The following is a 17,510-nucleotide window of genomic DNA, read 5'->3' on the forward strand; positions in this document are numbered from 1 at the left end:
ACCGCCGCGGCGGAGAATGGGAACGAGGAAGGGATGCTTCATTGAATACAGGGAGAAGGGTCTTGATTACCGGAGCCAGTGGGGGAATTGGCAGCGCCATCGCACGGAGTTTCGCGGAGCAAGGGGATCACCTCTTGCTCCACTATTTTCGTTCGGAGGCGTCGATCCGCGCGCTGTCCGAGGAATGCCTGCAAAAAGGTGTCATGGTGCATACCGTATCGGCCGATTTATCGACGCTGGAAGGATTGTCCCGGATTGGCGAAGCGATGGAGCGGCATTCATTTTATCCTAATATTCTGATCAACAACGCCGGCATAGCCATGCATGGCCTGGCGCAGGACGTGACGGTCGAGGAATGGGAAATGATGGTGAATCTTCACCTGCGCTGCAGCTTTTTTCTGACGCAAATGGTCCTTCCCCACATGATGCGATTAGGCTTCGGCCGTATTGTCAACATTTCCTCCATCTGGGGCGAGGTAGGCGCGGCCAACGAAGTGGTTTATTCCACCGTCAAGGGAGGATTGAACGCCATGACCAAGGCGCTCGCCAAGGAGGTGGCAGGCGCCGGCATTACCGTCAACGCCGTTGCCCCGGGCGTGATTGAGACGCCGATGAATCAACACCTTCATCCGGAGGAAAAAGAGTGGTTGACGATGGAAATTCCAGCCAGAAGGTTCGGCACCGCACAGGAAGTGGCGGCGCTGGTGCAATTTCTCGCCTCTGAACAGGCATCCTACTTGACGGGCCAGGTGATCGGCTTGTCGGGAGGCTGGCGGTAAAAAAAGATGCATATTTTTCTTTTTCCTGTTGCAAATTACAAATGCAACTGAACATTTGGTTCAAACATGCGGAGGAGGCGAGAAGATGTCGATCTTGGACAATTTCAGCCAATGGAAAGATTTTTTGAATCAACGTGTAGACCAGGCTCAAAATGCCGGCATGGATGATCAGACCATCCAAAATATCGCTTATCAAATCGGCGATTACCTGGCCAATCATGTGGACCCGAAAAACAATGAAGAACGGTTATTAAAAGAGCTCTGGGAAGCAGGAAATGAAGAAGAGCAAAAGATGCTGGCCGGGTTGATGGTGAAACTGGTTGATCACAAATAAAGCCACAGCCGATAAAAAGCCCAACTTGTACTTTTACAAGAAGGGCTTTTTTGTTATGCTAAAGGGGCAATGGACTTTTTGCCTGAAAAGGAATCGATATTCATATTCGCAGCAGGTTGGTGCATACGTTACAATCGTGTACATATAAATTTCGTTCGTGGTTGCCTGTGAGATAGAAAGGAGGGTTATCTCTTGGATAACCTGGGCGAAATTTTAAGACAGGCCCGCCTTGAGAAGGGAAAGTCCCTGGAAGAGATCGCGGAAGAGACGAAAATACGGGTGCGGTATTTGCAAGCGATCGAAGAAGGAAGGTTCGATCTGTTGCCCGGGCATTTTTATACCCGTGGTTTTATCAAAAGTTACGCGGAAGCGGTGGGCCTGGACCCGGATGAGCTGCTGGCTTCCTATCTTCCGCCAGAGTCGAAATCAGACGGCGATACGGCCCCTTTACCGCCTCGCAGTGCGCGGCATCAAGGGTACCGGGTGCAGCCGAAGCCGTCCTTTTTCGCCAAGGGGTTCTCAAGCCTCCTGCTCGTCGCCTTTGTAGGCCTGATCGTCATCGTCATCTACTGGTTCTGGTCGTCTCAGGAATTCAACCAACCGGGACAGACGTTGCCTCCCAACTCATTGCCGAATCTTTCCGTGGAAGACAAGGAGCCTACCTCGCCGCCGTTGGGGAAGGGGCTGTCAGGCCAGACGGAAGAACAACCGTTGCCGAATGGGCAGGAGAAGCCGGGAGAAGCGGGAGAGGATGCCGCTACACAGCCTACAGCGCAGCTTAAATTGGTCAAACAGGAAGGACAAAACGATTATTATGAATTGACCGGGAATGAGATAGCCATCCAGATTCAGGCAAAAGACAGATGTTGGGTTGAACTCCGAGCGAATCATGCAAAAGGACCTAAGCTGTTCAGTAAGGAACTTCAGCCGGGAGAAACCTTGCATTGGCCCGGAGAAGACCAGACGGAGCTGCCCTCGACGGTTCGTCTTCGGATCGGTGCGCCATCTGCCATTCAGTTGACCATCAATGGCCAAGCGATTGAAACCGGGAATTTGGCACGCCCACAAAACTATATTATCCAGCAGGTGGAAGCAAGCCGGTGAATATCTTTATGAAGCGTTTCGAAACGAGGATCCGGCTTTTTGATTTGTTATGGGGGGCAGGATTGTGTGAACTTAGCCAATAAAATCACACTGGCGCGTATTTTATTGGTTCCAGTGGTCATGGTTTTTTTGTTGACGTTGAATGAAATGCTCGCGGTTTTCATGTTTATCCTGGCTGCGATCACGGATGGTCTGGACGGATACATTGCACGGAAAAAACGGCTGGTAACCAATATGGGAAAATTCCTCGATCCGCTGGCCGATAAATTGCTGATTTCGGCTGTGTTAATCGCCCTGGTTCAAATGCAGCGATTGGACGCCTGGATGGCCACCATCATCATCAGCCGGGAATTTGCGGTGACGGGACTGCGTCTGGTGGGAGCGGCCGACGGCCAGGTCATCGCCGCCAGTGGCATGGGAAAGCTGAAAACGGTATTGCAAATTGTGGCCATTTCGCTGTTAATCGTCAACAATTTTCCTTTTTCGCTGCTGGCGATTCCGATGGCGGATATTGCCATTTGGCTGGCGGTGATCTTGACAGTCGTCTCCGGTGTAGAATATTTTGTAAAAAACTGGTCCATATTGCAGAAGGCCGGGTAAGATGAAACGAAAGGGGCGGCTTGGGAATTGAAATCGGAGATCGTTGCAGTGGGTACCGAGTTGTTGCTCGGGCAAATTGCCAATACCAATGCCCAGTATCTTTCGCAAAAGCTGGCAGAAATCGGCATTGGCGTGTATTATCACACGGTGGTCGGGGACAACGCGACACGCATCAAAGAGGTGCTCCGTCTTGCGCGCCAGCGCTCAGACCTGATCATCCTGACGGGTGGCCTGGGACCGACAGAGGATGATCTGACCAAGGAGATGGTGGCCGAACTGCTCGGGCGCCCGCTGGTGCTGCACCAGCCTTCGATGGACAAAATCACGGCTTTCTTTGCCAAACGCGGTCTCGTGATGACGGAAAACAATCGCAAGCAGGCCATGGTGGTTCAGGGCAGCCACATCTTCGAAAACCGTTTCGGCCTGGCCCCTGGCATGGCTGTTTCCGACGAGGACAGGAAAGTCTGGTATGTCTTGCTTCCCGGCCCGCCACGAGAAATGAAGCCCATGGTTCAGGATTTCGTCCTCCCTTTTCTCACCTCTCTTCTCCCCGAGTCTGTCGTGATTCATTCTAAAGTGTTGAACTTCTACGGCATCGGTGAGTCACTCCTCGAGGATCAAATCAAGGATTTAATCCAGCAACAGAGCAATCCGACCATTGCACCGCTGGCAGGCGATCGCGAAGTGAAAATACGCCTGACGGCAAAAGCCGCTTCCAAAGAAGAGGCCGAGCGAATGCTGCAGCCCCTTGTTGAAGAATTGTACCGCCGTTTCCCCACCAACATATATGGTGAGGGAGAACATCTGCGGTTGGAAGAAATTCTGGTGGACGAATTGCGCAAACGCGGCCAGACAGTGGCAGTTGCCGAAAGTTGTACGGGAGGACGGCTCAGTCAGCTGATCACTTCTGTTTCGGGCAGTTCCTCTGTATTTCCAGGCGGCGTGGTCAGTTATTCTCTGGCCACGAAGCGGGACGTGCTGGGCATTCCCCAAGAGCTGTTGGAACGGCACGGCACGGTGTCCCGCCAGACCGCCGAGGCAATGGCCGGGCACGTCCAGCGTTTGTGCGGGGCGACATGCGGCATCGGCATTACAGGGGTCGCGGGTCCGGATGAGCTGGAAGGGCGGCCGGTAGGTCTGGTGTGGATCGCCTGGAAATTTGGTGAACAGCTGCACGTGCGGGAGTACCAATTCGCCGGCGGGCGGGAAGAAATTCAAACACGGGCCGTCAAAACGGCCATGTTAAAACTTATCCAATTGTTGCGAGAGAAAGGTTGAAGCCTACGTGAAAAGCTTTTCCGAACTGTCGATTCAAGAAGAAATCCTGAAATCCATTTCAGATATGGGATTTGAGGAGCCTACGCCGATTCAGGCGGCCTGTATCCCGGTCATTTTGGAAGGCAAGGATGTGATTGGACAGGCGCAAACGGGAACAGGCAAAACGGCCGCTTTTGGCATCCCTGTCATCCAGGCGGTTGATCCGAAAAAACTGGCCGTGCAAGCGATCATTCTGACGCCGACACGTGAATTGGCCATTCAGGTCTCCGCCGAATTGCGAAAAATTTCCCGGTATAAATCGCTGAGGATTCTTCCTATCTACGGCGGTCAATCCATTCGCCACCAGATCCGCGCCTTGCAGCAGGGGGTCCATGTGGTCATCGGCACGCCGGGACGGATCTTGGATCACTTGCGCCGCCGCACGCTCAACCTCAGCCAGGTGGAATACCTGATTCTGGATGAGGCAGATGAAATGCTGGATATGGGTTTCATTGATGAGATCGAACAGATCATCAAGGCGACGCCCAAGGAGCGGCAAACCTTATTGTTTTCCGCGACCATGCCGGCGGAGATCCGGAGGCTGGCCAGGCGTTACCTGAAGGAGCCGGTACCCATTTCCATCAACCACGGCGATGTCCATGTCCCGTACATTGAACAAGTGTATTACCGCGTTTTGGAATCCCATAAACTGGAGGTTCTGTGCCGGATTATTGACAGTGAAGAAGTGGAACTGGGGATCGTGTTTTGCCGCACCAAAAAAGGTGTGGACGCGTTGACTGAGGCGCTGCAGGAACGCGGGTACCTGGCTGACGGCATTCACGGCGATCTCAGCCAGATGCAACGGGACAAGGTGATGAAGGCTTTTCGAGAAGGAGAGATTGAACTGCTGGTGGCCACGGATGTGGCGGCACGCGGGATTGATGTCAGCAACGTTTCCCACGTGATTAATTATGACATCCCTCAGGATCCTGAAAGTTACGTACACCGGATCGGACGGACAGGGCGGGCAGGCCGTTCAGGCGTCGCGATGACGCTGGTTACGCCAAGGGAGATGAAGTTGCTTCACGCCATTCAGCAGCAGACAAAAATGAGCATCACTCCACGGGAGCTTCCCTCCTTGGAAGAGGTGACGCGAAAAAAACGATCACAGTGGCGTGAACAGCTGGTGGCCGTTTTGAATGAAGGGGGAGCGCTTGAGCAGTACGATGAGCTGATTGAGGAGCTGCAGGCCCATTATCCGTTGAAAGAGATTGCCCGCGCTGCGCTGCATCTGCATTATTCCGCCCATCTTGCCAATCTCCAGTGGAATGAATATGATTTTGGGGACACGGGTGCATCCCTGGGAATGGTTCGCCTGTTTATCAACGTTGGCCGCAGGGCGGGATTAAAACCGCGCATGCTGATCGATTTGATCACCAGCACGATCGGCGTGACTGCCCAATCCATCGGCCGGATTGACCTGTTTGATGAATATTCCTTTGTTGAAGTCAAAGAGCAGGTGGCTCCCTTTGTGCTGGAAGGATTGAAACATGTCCACTTTTTAGGCGTGCGCGTCAATGTAGAACCGGCCAGGCCGCGCAACAAAGCCAAAAAGAAGGATTGGAGCGTCCGTTCGTTATGAGCCACGGCCCCAATGGGCCCATCACTTTTGCATCCATGATCGAACATATGCTTGTTCATTCCGCAAGCGTCAGGTAAGATAGGGACAAAGAGGCTATTGATAGGCAAGGGGGAGAGGAATGTGGCTGCAGATCGTCAAGCGGCTTTGGAAATGGCCTTGAGACAGATTGAGAAACAGTTTGGCAAAGGTTCCATTATGAAACTGGGAGAAGCGCAAGCCTCTCTCCAGGTGGAAACCATCCCCAGCGGCGCCCTGGCCCTGGACATTGCCTTAGGAGTCGGTGGCTACCCCAAGGGAAGGATCATTGAAATTTATGGACCGGAATCATCCGGGAAAACCACCGTGGCCCTGCATGCCATCGCGGAGGCCCAGAAGCTGGGAGGAACAGCCGCCTTCATCGATGCGGAACATGCCCTGGATCCCGTGTACGCCCAGAATCTTGGCGTGAATATTGACGAGCTTCTCCTGTCTCAGCCAGACACAGGGGAGCAGGCCTTGGAAATCGCGGAGGCCCTGGTGCGCAGCGGTGCAGTGGACATCATTGTCATTGATTCGGTGGCGGCGCTGGTTCCAAAGGCGGAAATTGACGGCGAGATGGGGGACAATTATGTTGGCTTGCAAGCGCGCCTGATGTCTCAGGCAATGCGAAAGCTCTCAGGCGCGATCAACAAGTCCAAGTGTATCGCGATTTTTATCAACCAGATTCGGGAAAAAGTGGGTGTGATGTTCGGCAACCCCGAAACCACCCCTGGGGGCCGGGCGCTGAAATTTTACAGCAGCATCCGCCTGGAAGTGCGGCGGGCTGAGACGATCAAACAGGGAAATGAAATGGTCGGGAACCGTACCAAGATCAAGGTGGTCAAGAACAAGGTGGCTCCTCCCTTCCGCCAGGCAGAGGTAGATATCATGTACGGTGAGGGAATCTCCCGCGAAGGCAGCATCGTCGACATCGCCACGGAATTGGACATTCTCCAGAAAAGCGGGGCATGGTATTCCTACAAAGGAGAGCGCCTGGGGCAAGGAAGGGAAAATGTCAAACAGTACCTGAAGGAGCATCCGGAAGTGGCCGAGGAAATCGAGAAGCAGATTCGCGAGGTTTGCCAGATCACCCCTCTTCGGATCGTCTCGTCGGCCGATGTTCCCCCGGAAGCGGATGACCCGTTCCCGGCAGATCTTTAAGCAAATCTGTAAAGCAACATGACTGGTTCGTTCATTACCGCCATTGAGCCGGTGCCTTCCCAGCCCCATCGTTGCCAGGTGCTGGTGGATGGGGAAGTCGCCATTACCGTTCATCAAGAGGTCATCCTGAAATTCGGTCTGACAGAGGGATGTGTCTGGGACGAACATCTTCATCGCCAACTTCTCCAGGAAGAGGCGTTCATCCAGGCAAAAACATGCGCTTATCGATATCTGGCGGCAAGTTGGCGCACAACCGGCGAAGTAAGGCGCCATTTGTCACGCCAGGGGTTTTCCGAACCGGTTGTCCGGCTGGTGCTGGAGCACTGCCGCCGGCAAGGATATTTGGACGATCGCATTTATGCAGAACAGTATATCGCCCGCCGCCTGCAAAGAGGGTATGGCCCCTTGCGAATTGCCCAGGAACTGTCCGACAAGGGCATTGACCATGCGATATACGAACCGATATTGTCCAGCCTCGATCCGGATGAGTTGTTTCAGCTTGCCAAGCGCATGGCGGCAAAAAAGGAAAAGTCGTTGGGAAGGCAATTGTCCCCCCGTGACAAGAGGGCCAAAATCGGGCGTCACCTGTATTACAGGGGTTATTCCCAGAGTGTGATTCAAAAAGTGCTGAACCTCCTCTTTTCCTGAATGCCTCTGTTCCATTCTTGACATTCCCTGGTTGAAAGCATAGAATGAGACTGCAATCTCATGGTGCTGCCTGTTTTTCGCAATTCATACCTGCATGCGATGGGAATGTACGAAAACGCAGTGAGACCGTTCAACCGGTCTCGTTTTTTAGAGAGGGGGGACGCACGATGGATCTGCTCACAGTGGCCATCCCGACCCTCGTTGCATTGTTCGCAGGCTTGGCAGCAGGGTATTGGATGCGCAAGTCGATTGCTGAGTCAAAGATCTCCAGTGCGGAAGAAGCCGCCCGACAGATTGTAGATAACGCGAAAAAAGAAGCCGAAGCGAGACAAAAAGAGATCATATTGGAAGCCAAGGATGAGGCCTTTCGCCTCCGTTCTGAAGCCGAAGCAGAAATCCGGGAACGCCGCAATGAGGTAGTCAATCTCGAGCGGCGGATCATGCAAAAAGAAGAGGCTTTGGAACGGAAAATGGAAACGTTGGAAAACAAGGAGCAACATCTTCAGGAGAAAGAACAACATTTGCAATCGCTGATTGCAGAGCAACAGGAAGTTCTGACCCAGCAAAAGGCGGAACTGGAACGGATTTCGGGACTGACCGCTGAAGAGGCGCGAAACACCATTCTTCAGCAAGTGGAAGAGGAAGTCAAGCATGAAGCGGCGCAACGGATCAAGGAAGCCGAGTTGAAAGTGCGTGAAGAAGCGGACAAAATCGCAAAAGAGATCATTTCCATCGCGATTCAACGCTGTGCCGCCGATCATGCCGCAGAAACCACCGTTTCTGTCGTATCTTTGCCCAACGACGAGATGAAAGGAAGGATCATCGGGCGTGAAGGGAGGAACATCCGGACACTAGAAACCCTGACCGGGATCGACCTGATTATCGATGACACCCCGGAGGCGGTGATCCTGTCCGGCTTTGATCCGATTCGCCGCGAAATTGCGCGGGTGGCCTTGGAAAAACTGGTGGCAGACGGCCGCATTCATCCTGCGCGAATCGAAGAAATGGTGGAAAAAGCGCGCAAGGAAGTGGATGAACGCATCCGTGAATACGGTGAACAAGCCATGTTTGAAGCAGGCGTGCACGGCTTGCACCCCGATCTCATCAAAATCCTCGGCCGTTTGAAGTTCCGAACCAGTTACGGGCAGAACGTTTTGCAGCACTCTGTGGAAGTGGCCATCCTGGCCGGATTGCTTGCTGCCGAATTGAATGAGGATGTTGCTTTGGCCAGACGGGCTGGTTTGCTTCACGACATTGGAAAGGCAATTGATCATGAAGTGGAAGGTTCTCATGTCGAGGTAGGTACTGAATTGGCGAAAAAATATAAAGAACATCCGGTTGTCATTAACGGAATTGGGTATCACCATGGGGAAGTGGAAGCCAATTCTGTGATTTCGGTTTTGGTGACTGCAGCGGACGCGATATCGGCAGCCAGACCTGGCGCGCGCAGGGAAACTCTGGAAAATTATATCCGTCGTTTGGAAAAGCTGGAAGCGATCTGCGAGTCGTTTGAAGGGGTGGAAAAATCCTACGCCATTCAGGCGGGACGAGAAGTTCGCATTATGGTTCACCCGGAGAAGGTGGACGATGCTGAAACCTACCGACTGGCACGGGAGATAAGAAAACGGATTGAAAACGAACTGGATTACCCCGGTCACATCAAAGTAACTGTGATTCGTGAAACCAGAGCTGTCGATTACGCGAGATGAGAAGTGGCCTGCGCCACTTCCTTTTTTTCTTAAGGACGGAAATACTTTTCTTGAAGGCCTATGGCCCATTACTAGAGGAGGTGTGGCTGTGCGGATCTTGTTCATTGGTGACGTTGTGGGCTCCTCCGGGCGTCGGGCAGTTTCCACCCTTTTGCCGAAACTGAAGGAAAAATACCGCCCCGATTTTATTCTCGTCAATGGGGAAAATGCAGCGGGAGGGCGGGGCATCAATCTCAAAATCGCCAAGCAGCTGTTTGAATGGGGAGCAGACGGAATTACACTAGGCAACCACGTCTGGGATAACAAGGAGATCTTTGAATTTATTGACCAGGAAAAGCGGATGGTCAGGCCTGCCAATTATCCACCAGGTACGCCTGGTCAAGGCATGATGATTCTCCGAAAAGGGTCCTATCAACTGGCTGTGATCAATCTCCAGGGACAGACCTATCTGCCCCCGCTGAAAAATCCTTTTCATACCGTCGATGAGATATTAGAGACCCTTCAGGATCAGGTAAAGCACATCTTTGTCGATTTTCACGCGGAAGCTTCTGCGGAAAAAATCGCCTTGGGATGGTACCTGGATGGCAGAGTTTCTTGCGTTTTGGGTACGCATACGCATGTCCAGACGAATGATTGCCGGATCCTGCCTCAGGGAACCGCCTATCAAACCGATGTCGGTATGACCGGGCCCAAGGATGGGGTCATCGGGATGAGAAAGGATATGATCATCAAGAAGTTTTTGACCCAGCTTCCCGTTCGTTTTGAAGTGGATCGGGGCCAGTGGCAGTTGAATGCGACGTTGATTGAACTGGATGATCTCACCGGGATGGCCTTGCAGATCAAAGCGCTTCACCTCACGGAAGATCAGCCTTGGATGGATTGACAGCGCAGCGTCATGAAGCATGCATGAATCATCATGCATGAATGATAAGGAATATTTTTCGCGCCCAGGGAATATGAAAATATAGTAAAAGGTGAAGCGAATCCTGAATCTGACGAGGAGGAATCCGGCCGATGGAAGTATTAAAGGTTTCAGCAAAGTCCAACCCGAATTCGGTTGCCGGCGCATTGGCAGGTGTGTTGAGAGAAAGAGGTTCAGCAGAAATGCAGGCCATTGGTGCCGGCGCCTTAAACCAGGCAGTGAAAGCGATAGCCATTGCCAGAGGATTTGTGGCGCCCAGCGGCATTGATCTGATTTGCATTCCAGCGTTTACCGACATCATCATTGACGGAGAAGAGCGCACGGCGATAAAACTGATCGTGGAACCGAGGTAGAGATGATCTGCCTGGGATAGAGGGGACAAAACCTGTTTGTCAAATGATAAACAGGTTTTAATCGTTTTTTGGACACACACCTTGTCAGACTGTAGCAAGAGGGATATGATAGATGATTGGAAGGGGAGAACAGGGTGAAGATTGTGGATGCCCACTGTGATGTGCTATGGAAAGTCTGGGCTGATCCATCGATGACATTTCATGGCCACACGGGCCATGCAACAGGAAGTTCAGAACCTTACCGTTTGCAAGCCAGTGGACCATTGCTGAGGAAGTCCGGGGTTTTCATGCAATCGTTTGCAATATACATACCTCCATCGGTCAGTCCTCAGAATCGGTTTTACACTGCGCTTCAGATGATCGATTTGTTTTACCGGCAGATTGTCAAGGATGGCACAGAATGGACACCCTTCCGCACAGCTATCGATTTGGAACGGGCCAGTCGGCATGGCAAACGGGTCGCCATGCTGACGCTGGAAGGAGCTGATGCCGTTCAGGGTGATCTGTTGCATTTGCGGACGTTGCACCGTCTGGGGGTTCGGGTCGCAGGGTTAACTTGGAACTTTCGGAATGAGGTGGCAGACGGAGTGGCCGAACCGCATCCGGGTGGATTGTCCGCATTTGGACGACAATTTGTTGAAGAAGCCAGTCGGTATGGCATGTTGCTGGATGTTTCCCACCTCTCGGAAGCCAGTTTTTGGGATCTTCTGGCGATTCATCATCATCCAGTCATTGCCTCCCATTCCAACATTTTTGAAATCAGGAATCATCCGCGAAATCTCAAGCAGGAACAAGTGAAAGCCATTTATGCGACAGGTGGCTGTATCGGGTTGACGTTTGTCGGGGACTTTGTCAGTGATCGTCAACCGGCTTCGATCGATGATTTGCTCAAGCATCTGGAACGCTGCTGCGAATGGGGGGGCGTGCGGCAAACCGGCTTCGGTTCTGACTTCGATGGCAGTGATCGCCTGCTCACTGGGCTGGAACACGCGGGTCAGCTGGATCAACTGGTGGAAGCGCTGCTGAAACGTTACAAGGAAGAGGAGGTTAGGGGATTTATGGGTGAAAATTGGTTGCGGCTGTTCCGCACGTTTTTTACGGACCCGCCTCTAGCCGATGAACGGGCGCAACGGCATTTGCTTGCTTGAAAAACCGTACTGTTTGTGGAATAATGAGCTTTAAAGAGAAACTAGAAATGACAAGTTAATGAACATTTTTTTACATTCTTATGGCGGTAGCACCATGTTCTTCCCTTCTTAAACGTTGCTTGTTCCATGATCTTGTCTAGGCAAAGGGGCACACTTTTGTTAGGTGTCGGTATTGGATGAATGTGAAGGGGTGCAAAAAAGAGATGATCGATCAGTTATCGTGGAAAGTGGGCGGCCAACAAGGCGAAGGAATTGACAGCACAGGAGAGATTTTTGCTGCAGCGTTGAATCGTCAGGGGTATTATCTTTACGGGTACCGTCACTTTTCTTCCCGGATCAAAGGAGGACACACGAACAGCAAAATCCGTGTCAGCACTCGCCTGATTCGTTCCATTTCGGATGATCTGGACATTCTGGTCGCGTTTGACCAAGAGACGATTGACGTGAACCATCATGAGTTGCGGCAGGGTGGGGTGATCATAGCTGACGCCAAGTTTTCACCCAAGCTCCCAGAAAATGCCATTCCGGGCATTCGCCTATATGCAGTGCCGCTGACCGAAATTGCAGAACAGCACGGAACCTCGCTGATGAAAAATATGGTTGCGGTGGGGGCATCGAGTGCGTTGCTGGGCCTGGATCCAGAGATTTTTCGTGAAGTCCTGGAGGGCCTTTTTTCGCGTAAAGGTAAACAAGTGGTTGAAAATAATATGCAGGCATTGCTTGAGGGTGCCGCCTTTATCAAGGAACATGCCTCTGATGTGCTCGGGGAGTTTAAGCTCCAACCAGGGGACGGTAAGAGGCGCCTTTTTATGATCGGAAATGACGCGATCTCTCTTGGCGCCATCGCTGCTGGGTGCCGGATCATGGCAGCCTATCCGATTACGCCGGCTTCGGATATCATGGAATACCTGGCGAAAAAGTTGCCGAAGTTCGGTGGCACGGTGATTCAAACCGAAGATGAGATCGCGGCAATGAATCTGGTCATCGGCGCTGCATACGCAGGGGTTCGGGCGATGACAGCTTCAGCCGGTCCGGGCTTGTCGCTGAAGACGGAGGCGATTGGACTGGCCGGGATGACCGAGACGCCGGTCGTCATTGTGGATACCCAGCGGGGCGGACCCAGCACTGGCTTGCCGACAAAGACGGAGCAGTCGGATATCAACGCGATGATTTATTCCACGCACGGCGAGATTCCGAAAATCGTCATTGCGCCGAGCACGGCAGAGGAGGCCTTTTACGATACGGTTGAAGCCTTCAACTTGGCGGAAGAATATCAATGCCCTGTGATCATTCTGACCGATTTGCAGCTTTCTCTTGGCAAGCAGACAGTGGAACCGCTCGATTACAGCAAGGTGGAGATCCGGCGTGGCAAACTGCTTGCCGGCCAAGAATTGCCGCCGATCCAGGGGAATTTCAAACGCTATGAGATAACTGAGGATGGCATCTCCCCGCGTGTTGTGCCCGGACAGAAATACGGGATTCACCACGTCACAGGGGTGGAACACAGTGAAACAGGCAGCCCCTCTGAGGCTCCCGAAAACCGCAAGAAAATGATGGAAAAGCGTCTTCGCAAGCTGCAACACCTGCGCTTTGCTTCACCCCTGTATGTAGATGCCAAACACGAAGAAGCGGATATCCTGTTTGTCGGTATCAATTCGACCCGCGGGACGATACAAGAAGCGAAGGAACGGCTGGAAAAAGAGGGATTGAAAGTCAATCACGTCCATGTCCGGCTGGTTCATCCATTCCCGACTGAACAAATGAAACCGTACGTTGAAAAGGCCAAAATGGTCATGGTCGTCGAAAACAACGCAACGGGGCAGTTGGCCAATCAAATCAAGCTGCACGTCGGCCACGCAGAGAAGGTGAAGAACATCCTCAAATATGACGGCAACCCCTTCTTGCCAAAAGAGATCGAATCACAGGCAAAGGCTCTGTTCACCCTTGAAAAGGAGCTGATTTAAGATGGCAACCGTAAAAGATTTTCGGAACAACATCAAACCCAACTGGTGTCCGGGATGCGGGGATTTTTCAGTACAGGCTGCCATTCAGCGGGCCTGTGCCAACCTGGGCCTGGAGCCGGAGCAGGTGGCGATCATTTCAGGAATCGGGTGTTCTGGCAGAATTTCGGGATATATCAATGCGTACGGATTCCATGGCGTTCACGGGCGCGCCTTGCCGCTTGCACAGGGAGTGAAACTGGCCAACCGCGAGCTGACGGTAATCGCAGCCGGCGGCGACGGCGACGGGTTTGCCATCGGCTTGAACCACACGATTCACGCCATGCGGAGAAACATCGACATCACCTATATTGTCATGGACAACCAGGTGTATGGCCTGACAAAAGGGCAAACCTCTCCGCGAAGCCAAACCGGTTTTGTCACCAAAAGCACGCCGCAGGGGGCGATCGAACAGCCGATCGCGCCAATCGAGATGGCCCTTGCGTCCGGAGCAAGCTTTGTGGCTCAAGGGTTTTCCAGCAACGTCAAGCAATTGACCAGTTTGATTGAGCAGGCCATTCAGCACCGTGGGTTCTCCTTTGTCAATGTCTTCAGCCCATGTGTCACCTACAACAAAATCAATACCTACGACTGGTTCCGGCAGAACATCGTGGAGTTGGGTGACGACTATGAGCCTTACGATCGTCAAAAGGCGCTGCAAGTGGTCCATGAGACCAATGGCCTGGTCACCGGATTGTTGTATGTCAACCGGGACGCCAAGCCCTATGAAGACTTGCTGCAGGGCTATTCCGATGTTCCGCTTGTCCATGCCGACTTGACGGTGGCGCCGGAACAATTTCAGGAGCTGCTGGAAGAGTTTGTATAACACGGCGGAGATACGCCCAAAGAACAGCCGTTCGCATGAACGGCTGTTCTTTTTTGGTCGACTTTCAAGTGCAGATCCAGTATAATGTGGAGTGTTATCCGGGCAGCAAAGTCCGGATTCGGGCATCAAAGATGGCGTTACAGACGGTTTGGAAAGGATTCGAGGCAGGTCGATCGATTTTCATAGAAATTTTCATAGAACCGGAATTTGATGTAGAAAGGGTGAGTCAGATGACGATTTTGATTACCCCGGATCAACTGAAAGCAAAAAAGCGGGGAAAAGAAGAGGTCCAGATTCACCGGTTTGAATCCATTCCGCCGGAGTTAAGAGAACTCGGTAAAGGAAAGAAATATCTGATCCGGACCTATGGATGTCAAATGAATGTCCATGACAGCGAGACAATGGCCGGTCTTCTGGAGATGATGGGGTATCAGGAGACAATGGACGAAGCGCAGGCAGATTTGATTCTCTTTAATACCTGCGCGATCCGTGAAAACGCGGAGGACAAGGTTTTTGGAGAGCTCGGCCGCCTGAAGCCGCTCAAGACCACTCATCCAGGATTGATTCTGGGAGTATGCGGCTGCATGGCGCAGGAGGAAACAGTGGTCCAGCGGATCCTGCAAACCTATCCGCACGTTGATCTGGTGTTCGGAACCCACAATATCCACCGCCTGCCCTATCTTCTGAAGGAGGCGCTGTACAGCAAGGAAATGGTGGTGGAGGTTTGGTCCAAGGAAGGAGATATTGTTGAACAGCTGCCCAAGGCTCGCCGCGAGTCGTTAAGGGCATGGGTGAATATCATGTACGGGTGCGACAAGTTTTGCACCTACTGCATCGTCCCCTACACGCGCGGCAAGGAACGAAGCCGTCTTCCTCAGGATGTGCTGGACGAGGTGCGTCACCTGGCGCGTCAGGGGTACAAGGAGATCACGCTGCTTGGACAAAACGTCAACGCCTATGGCAAAGATTTTACCGACATCCGATATGACTTTGCCGACTTGCTGGATGACGTGCGCAAAATCGGGATTCCGCGCGTTCGTTTTACGACCAGCCATCCAAAGGATTTTGATGATCGGCTGATCGAAGTGCTGGCCAAAGGAGGCAATCTGGTTGAGCACATCCACTTGCCGGTTCAGTCCGGCAACACCACGGTCCTCAAGCGGATGGCTCGCAAATATACCCGGGAAGATTACTTGCGGCTGGTTGAAAAGATCAAGAAGGCGATTCCAGGCGTCGTCCTGACCACCGATATCATTGTCGGTTTCCCCGGCGAGACGGAGGAACAGTTTGCCGACACGCTTTCGCTGGTCAAAGAAGTGGAGTTTGATTCCGCATATACCTTTATTTACTCTCCCCGTCCCGGAACACCGGCTGCCAAATACGAAGACGATGTTCCTCTCGAGGAGAAGAAGGAAAGACTGGAAAGGCTCAATCAGCTGCAAGGCGAGATCAGCCGCCGGAAAAACGAGCAGCTGCGCGGAAAAATTGTTGAGGTGCTGGTGGAAGGGGAAAGCAAAACCAATGCCGACGTTTTGAGCGGACGGACACGCACCAATAAGCTGGTTCATTTTAAGGGACCCAAACATCTGATTGGTCAATTTGTATCCGTTAAAATCACCCAGCCCCAAACCTGGACGCTCAAGGGAGAATGGCTCGAAACACCAGAATACGGAGTGTTGGAGGCGGTGCAGTGATGGACAAAACAGAAGAGCGCATGCCGTCCGCCGGCAACGGCGACGCGGATACGCAAACGGTTTCGATGCAAGAGATTATGGAAAAGGCCCGCCAATTGGCCGACCTGATTGTGCGATCGGAAGAGGTGGACTTCTATCGGCGAGCGGAGCAGCAAATCAAGCGAAGCCAAAAGGTCCAATCGTTGATCGCCCAGATCAAACGAAAGCAAAAAGAGCTGGTTCACGCCAAGCATTTGAACAAAGAACAACTGGCGGCCCAACTGGAACAGGAACTGGAAAGGCTGCAGGATGAGCTGGATGAGATCCCGATTGTGGCAGAATTTAAGGAATCCCAATTGGAAATCAACGATCTGCTGCAGATGGTGACCAACGTGATCGCCAACACGATTTCGGAAAAAATCATTCTTTCAACCGGAGGCGATCCGTTGACGGGAGAGACGGGTTTGATGCCGCTTGAAGACGAGAAAAAGTAAAGGGTACCGAATAAGATGTGGCAGGACGATTCACCCATGACAGATGCCCTGCATACAATTGTACTGAAGAATTGTATGGAGGAGGTTGAATATGTCAGCTGCCACCCAACGGTACCATTGTCGAGAAATCTTTGCAAAGGCGATATGTGGCAAGGGCCGGAAATTCTCCCAATCCACGCATACGGTATCCCCGTTGACCCCACCGGTGCACATTCTGGGCGCTTGGGTGATCAATCACAAGTATAAAGCGGTAAAATCGGGAGATTTTGTGGAAATTGTCGGTTCCTACGATCTTAACGTATGGTACGCTTGTGAGAAAAATACCAAGACAGAAGTCGCCAACGAGACTGTATCCTATGTGGATCACGTCCCCCTTTCGTTTATGGACGGGAACATGAAGGACAACGACGTGCAGGTGCTGGTGACGCCGACGCTGGAACCCAACTGCATTGACGCGTATCTTTCGCCGAATGGGACCAATTTTGTCATTGAAGTGGAACGGGAATTTCTCGTGGAGATCATCGGTGAAACGAAACTTTCGGTTCTGGTCTGCGCCAGTGACGAGGATTTTGTTGACAAGGATTTTGAGCTGGATTTCATGGAAGAAGATCTTCCGAATGATCTATCCGATGAGGAAGATGAGGCAGATTTGCTTTTATAACTAAAGATGAACGTTTTTGGAATGCCCTTTTAAGAGAGCCCCTATCTGCAGCGAAGGGACTCTTTTTTCACGAGGCATTCTTTTTTTTCATACTTTAGAATGGAATGATGAACCATTAACCCTGGCGACAAAAGCATTCCCTGTGAGCTCCACGCGGAGAAGCAGGTGGCGTGCGCTCCGG

The 17,510-nt window shown here is 52.2% G+C and carries 17 protein-coding genes; all 17 read left to right on the plus strand.

Annotated features, from left to right (window positions below; translation table 11 throughout):
- The first annotated feature begins 41 nt into the window (after window positions 1–41).
- The 17 genes from BAA01_02405 to BAA01_02485 all read left to right on the plus strand — a co-directional run bounded on the left by BAA01_02405 (window position 42) and on the right by BAA01_02485 (window position 17,329).
- Window positions 42–779 (plus strand): hypothetical protein, encoded by a 738-nt coding sequence (locus BAA01_02405; GenBank protein OUM89644.1) that lies wholly within the window; start codon window positions 42–44, stop codon window positions 777–779.
- An 85-nt stretch (window positions 780–864) separates the two neighbouring features.
- A complete protein-coding gene (locus BAA01_02410) occupies window positions 865–1,113 on the plus strand; it encodes a hypothetical protein (GenBank protein OUM89645.1) in 249 nt (82 codons plus the stop codon).
- A 192-nt stretch (window positions 1,114–1,305) separates the two neighbouring features.
- The gene (locus tag BAA01_02415) at window positions 1,306–2,217 is read left to right on the plus strand and encodes a hypothetical protein (GenBank protein OUM89646.1); all 912 of its coding nucleotides are present in this window, start codon (window positions 1,306–1,308) and stop codon (window positions 2,215–2,217) included.
- A gap of 66 nt (window positions 2,218–2,283) precedes the next feature.
- On the plus strand, window positions 2,284–2,817 hold the full coding sequence (locus BAA01_02420) for a CDP-diacylglycerol--glycerol-3-phosphate 3-phosphatidyltransferase (GenBank protein ID OUM89738.1): 534 nt from the start codon (window positions 2,284–2,286) through the stop codon (window positions 2,815–2,817).
- Between the two features lie 27 nt (window positions 2,818–2,844).
- Window positions 2,845–4,095, plus strand: a complete 1,251-nt coding sequence (locus BAA01_02425; protein OUM89647.1) for a competence/damage-inducible protein A — start codon at window positions 2,845–2,847, stop codon at window positions 4,093–4,095.
- Window positions 4,096–4,159: 64 nt separating this feature from the next.
- Complete coding sequence (locus BAA01_02430) at window positions 4,160–5,716, plus strand: RNA helicase (GenBank protein OUM89739.1); 1,557 nt, start codon at window positions 4,160–4,162, stop codon at window positions 5,714–5,716.
- Window positions 5,717–5,866: 150 nt separating this feature from the next.
- A complete protein-coding gene (locus BAA01_02435; protein OUM89740.1) occupies window positions 5,867–6,895 on the plus strand; it encodes a recombinase RecA in 1,029 nt (342 codons plus the stop codon).
- A gap of 18 nt (window positions 6,896–6,913) precedes the next feature.
- Window positions 6,914–7,543 (plus strand): hypothetical protein, encoded by a 630-nt coding sequence (locus tag BAA01_02440; protein ID OUM89648.1) that lies wholly within the window; start codon window positions 6,914–6,916, stop codon window positions 7,541–7,543.
- A 167-nt stretch (window positions 7,544–7,710) separates the two neighbouring features.
- On the plus strand, window positions 7,711–9,252 hold the full coding sequence (locus BAA01_02445) for a ribonuclease Y (protein OUM89649.1): 1,542 nt from the start codon (window positions 7,711–7,713) through the stop codon (window positions 9,250–9,252).
- A gap of 88 nt (window positions 9,253–9,340) precedes the next feature.
- The gene (locus BAA01_02450; GenBank protein ID OUM89650.1) at window positions 9,341–10,135 is read left to right on the plus strand and encodes a metallophosphoesterase; all 795 of its coding nucleotides are present in this window, start codon (window positions 9,341–9,343) and stop codon (window positions 10,133–10,135) included.
- A 131-nt stretch (window positions 10,136–10,266) separates the two neighbouring features.
- Entirely contained in the window at window positions 10,267–10,527 is a 261-nt protein-coding gene (locus tag BAA01_02455; GenBank protein OUM89651.1) for a stage V sporulation protein S, read from the plus strand.
- A 134-nt stretch (window positions 10,528–10,661) separates the two neighbouring features.
- A complete protein-coding gene (locus BAA01_02460) occupies window positions 10,662–11,675 on the plus strand; it encodes a hypothetical protein (GenBank protein OUM89652.1) in 1,014 nt (337 codons plus the stop codon).
- Window positions 11,676–11,878: 203 nt separating this feature from the next.
- Window positions 11,879–13,639: a 2-oxoglutarate ferredoxin oxidoreductase subunit alpha gene (locus tag BAA01_02465; protein ID OUM89741.1), complete on the plus strand. Its 1,761-nt coding sequence runs from the start codon at window positions 11,879–11,881 to the stop codon at window positions 13,637–13,639.
- Between the two features lies 1 nt (window position 13,640).
- On the plus strand, window positions 13,641–14,501 hold the full coding sequence (locus BAA01_02470) for a 2-oxoacid ferredoxin oxidoreductase (protein OUM89653.1): 861 nt from the start codon (window positions 13,641–13,643) through the stop codon (window positions 14,499–14,501).
- 131 nt (window positions 14,502–14,632) lie between these two features.
- Window positions 14,633–16,195, plus strand: a complete 1,563-nt coding sequence (locus BAA01_02475; protein OUM89742.1) for a tRNA (N6-isopentenyl adenosine(37)-C2)-methylthiotransferase MiaB — start codon at window positions 14,633–14,635, stop codon at window positions 16,193–16,195.
- 65 nt (window positions 16,196–16,260) lie between these two features.
- Window positions 16,261–16,668, plus strand: coding sequence for a master regulator for biofilm formation (locus tag BAA01_02480; protein OUM89743.1), 408 nt, complete (start codon window positions 16,261–16,263; stop codon window positions 16,666–16,668).
- A 91-nt stretch (window positions 16,669–16,759) separates the two neighbouring features.
- The gene (locus BAA01_02485) at window positions 16,760–17,329 is read left to right on the plus strand and encodes a spore coat protein (protein ID OUM89654.1); all 570 of its coding nucleotides are present in this window, start codon (window positions 16,760–16,762) and stop codon (window positions 17,327–17,329) included.
- Window positions 17,330–17,510 lie beyond the last annotated feature (181 nt).

It is taken from the genome of Bacillus thermozeamaize, from assembly GCA_002159075.1.
Taxonomy (GTDB): domain Bacteria; phylum Bacillota; class Bacilli; order ZCTH02-B2; family ZCTH02-B2; genus Bacillus_BB; species Bacillus_BB thermozeamaize.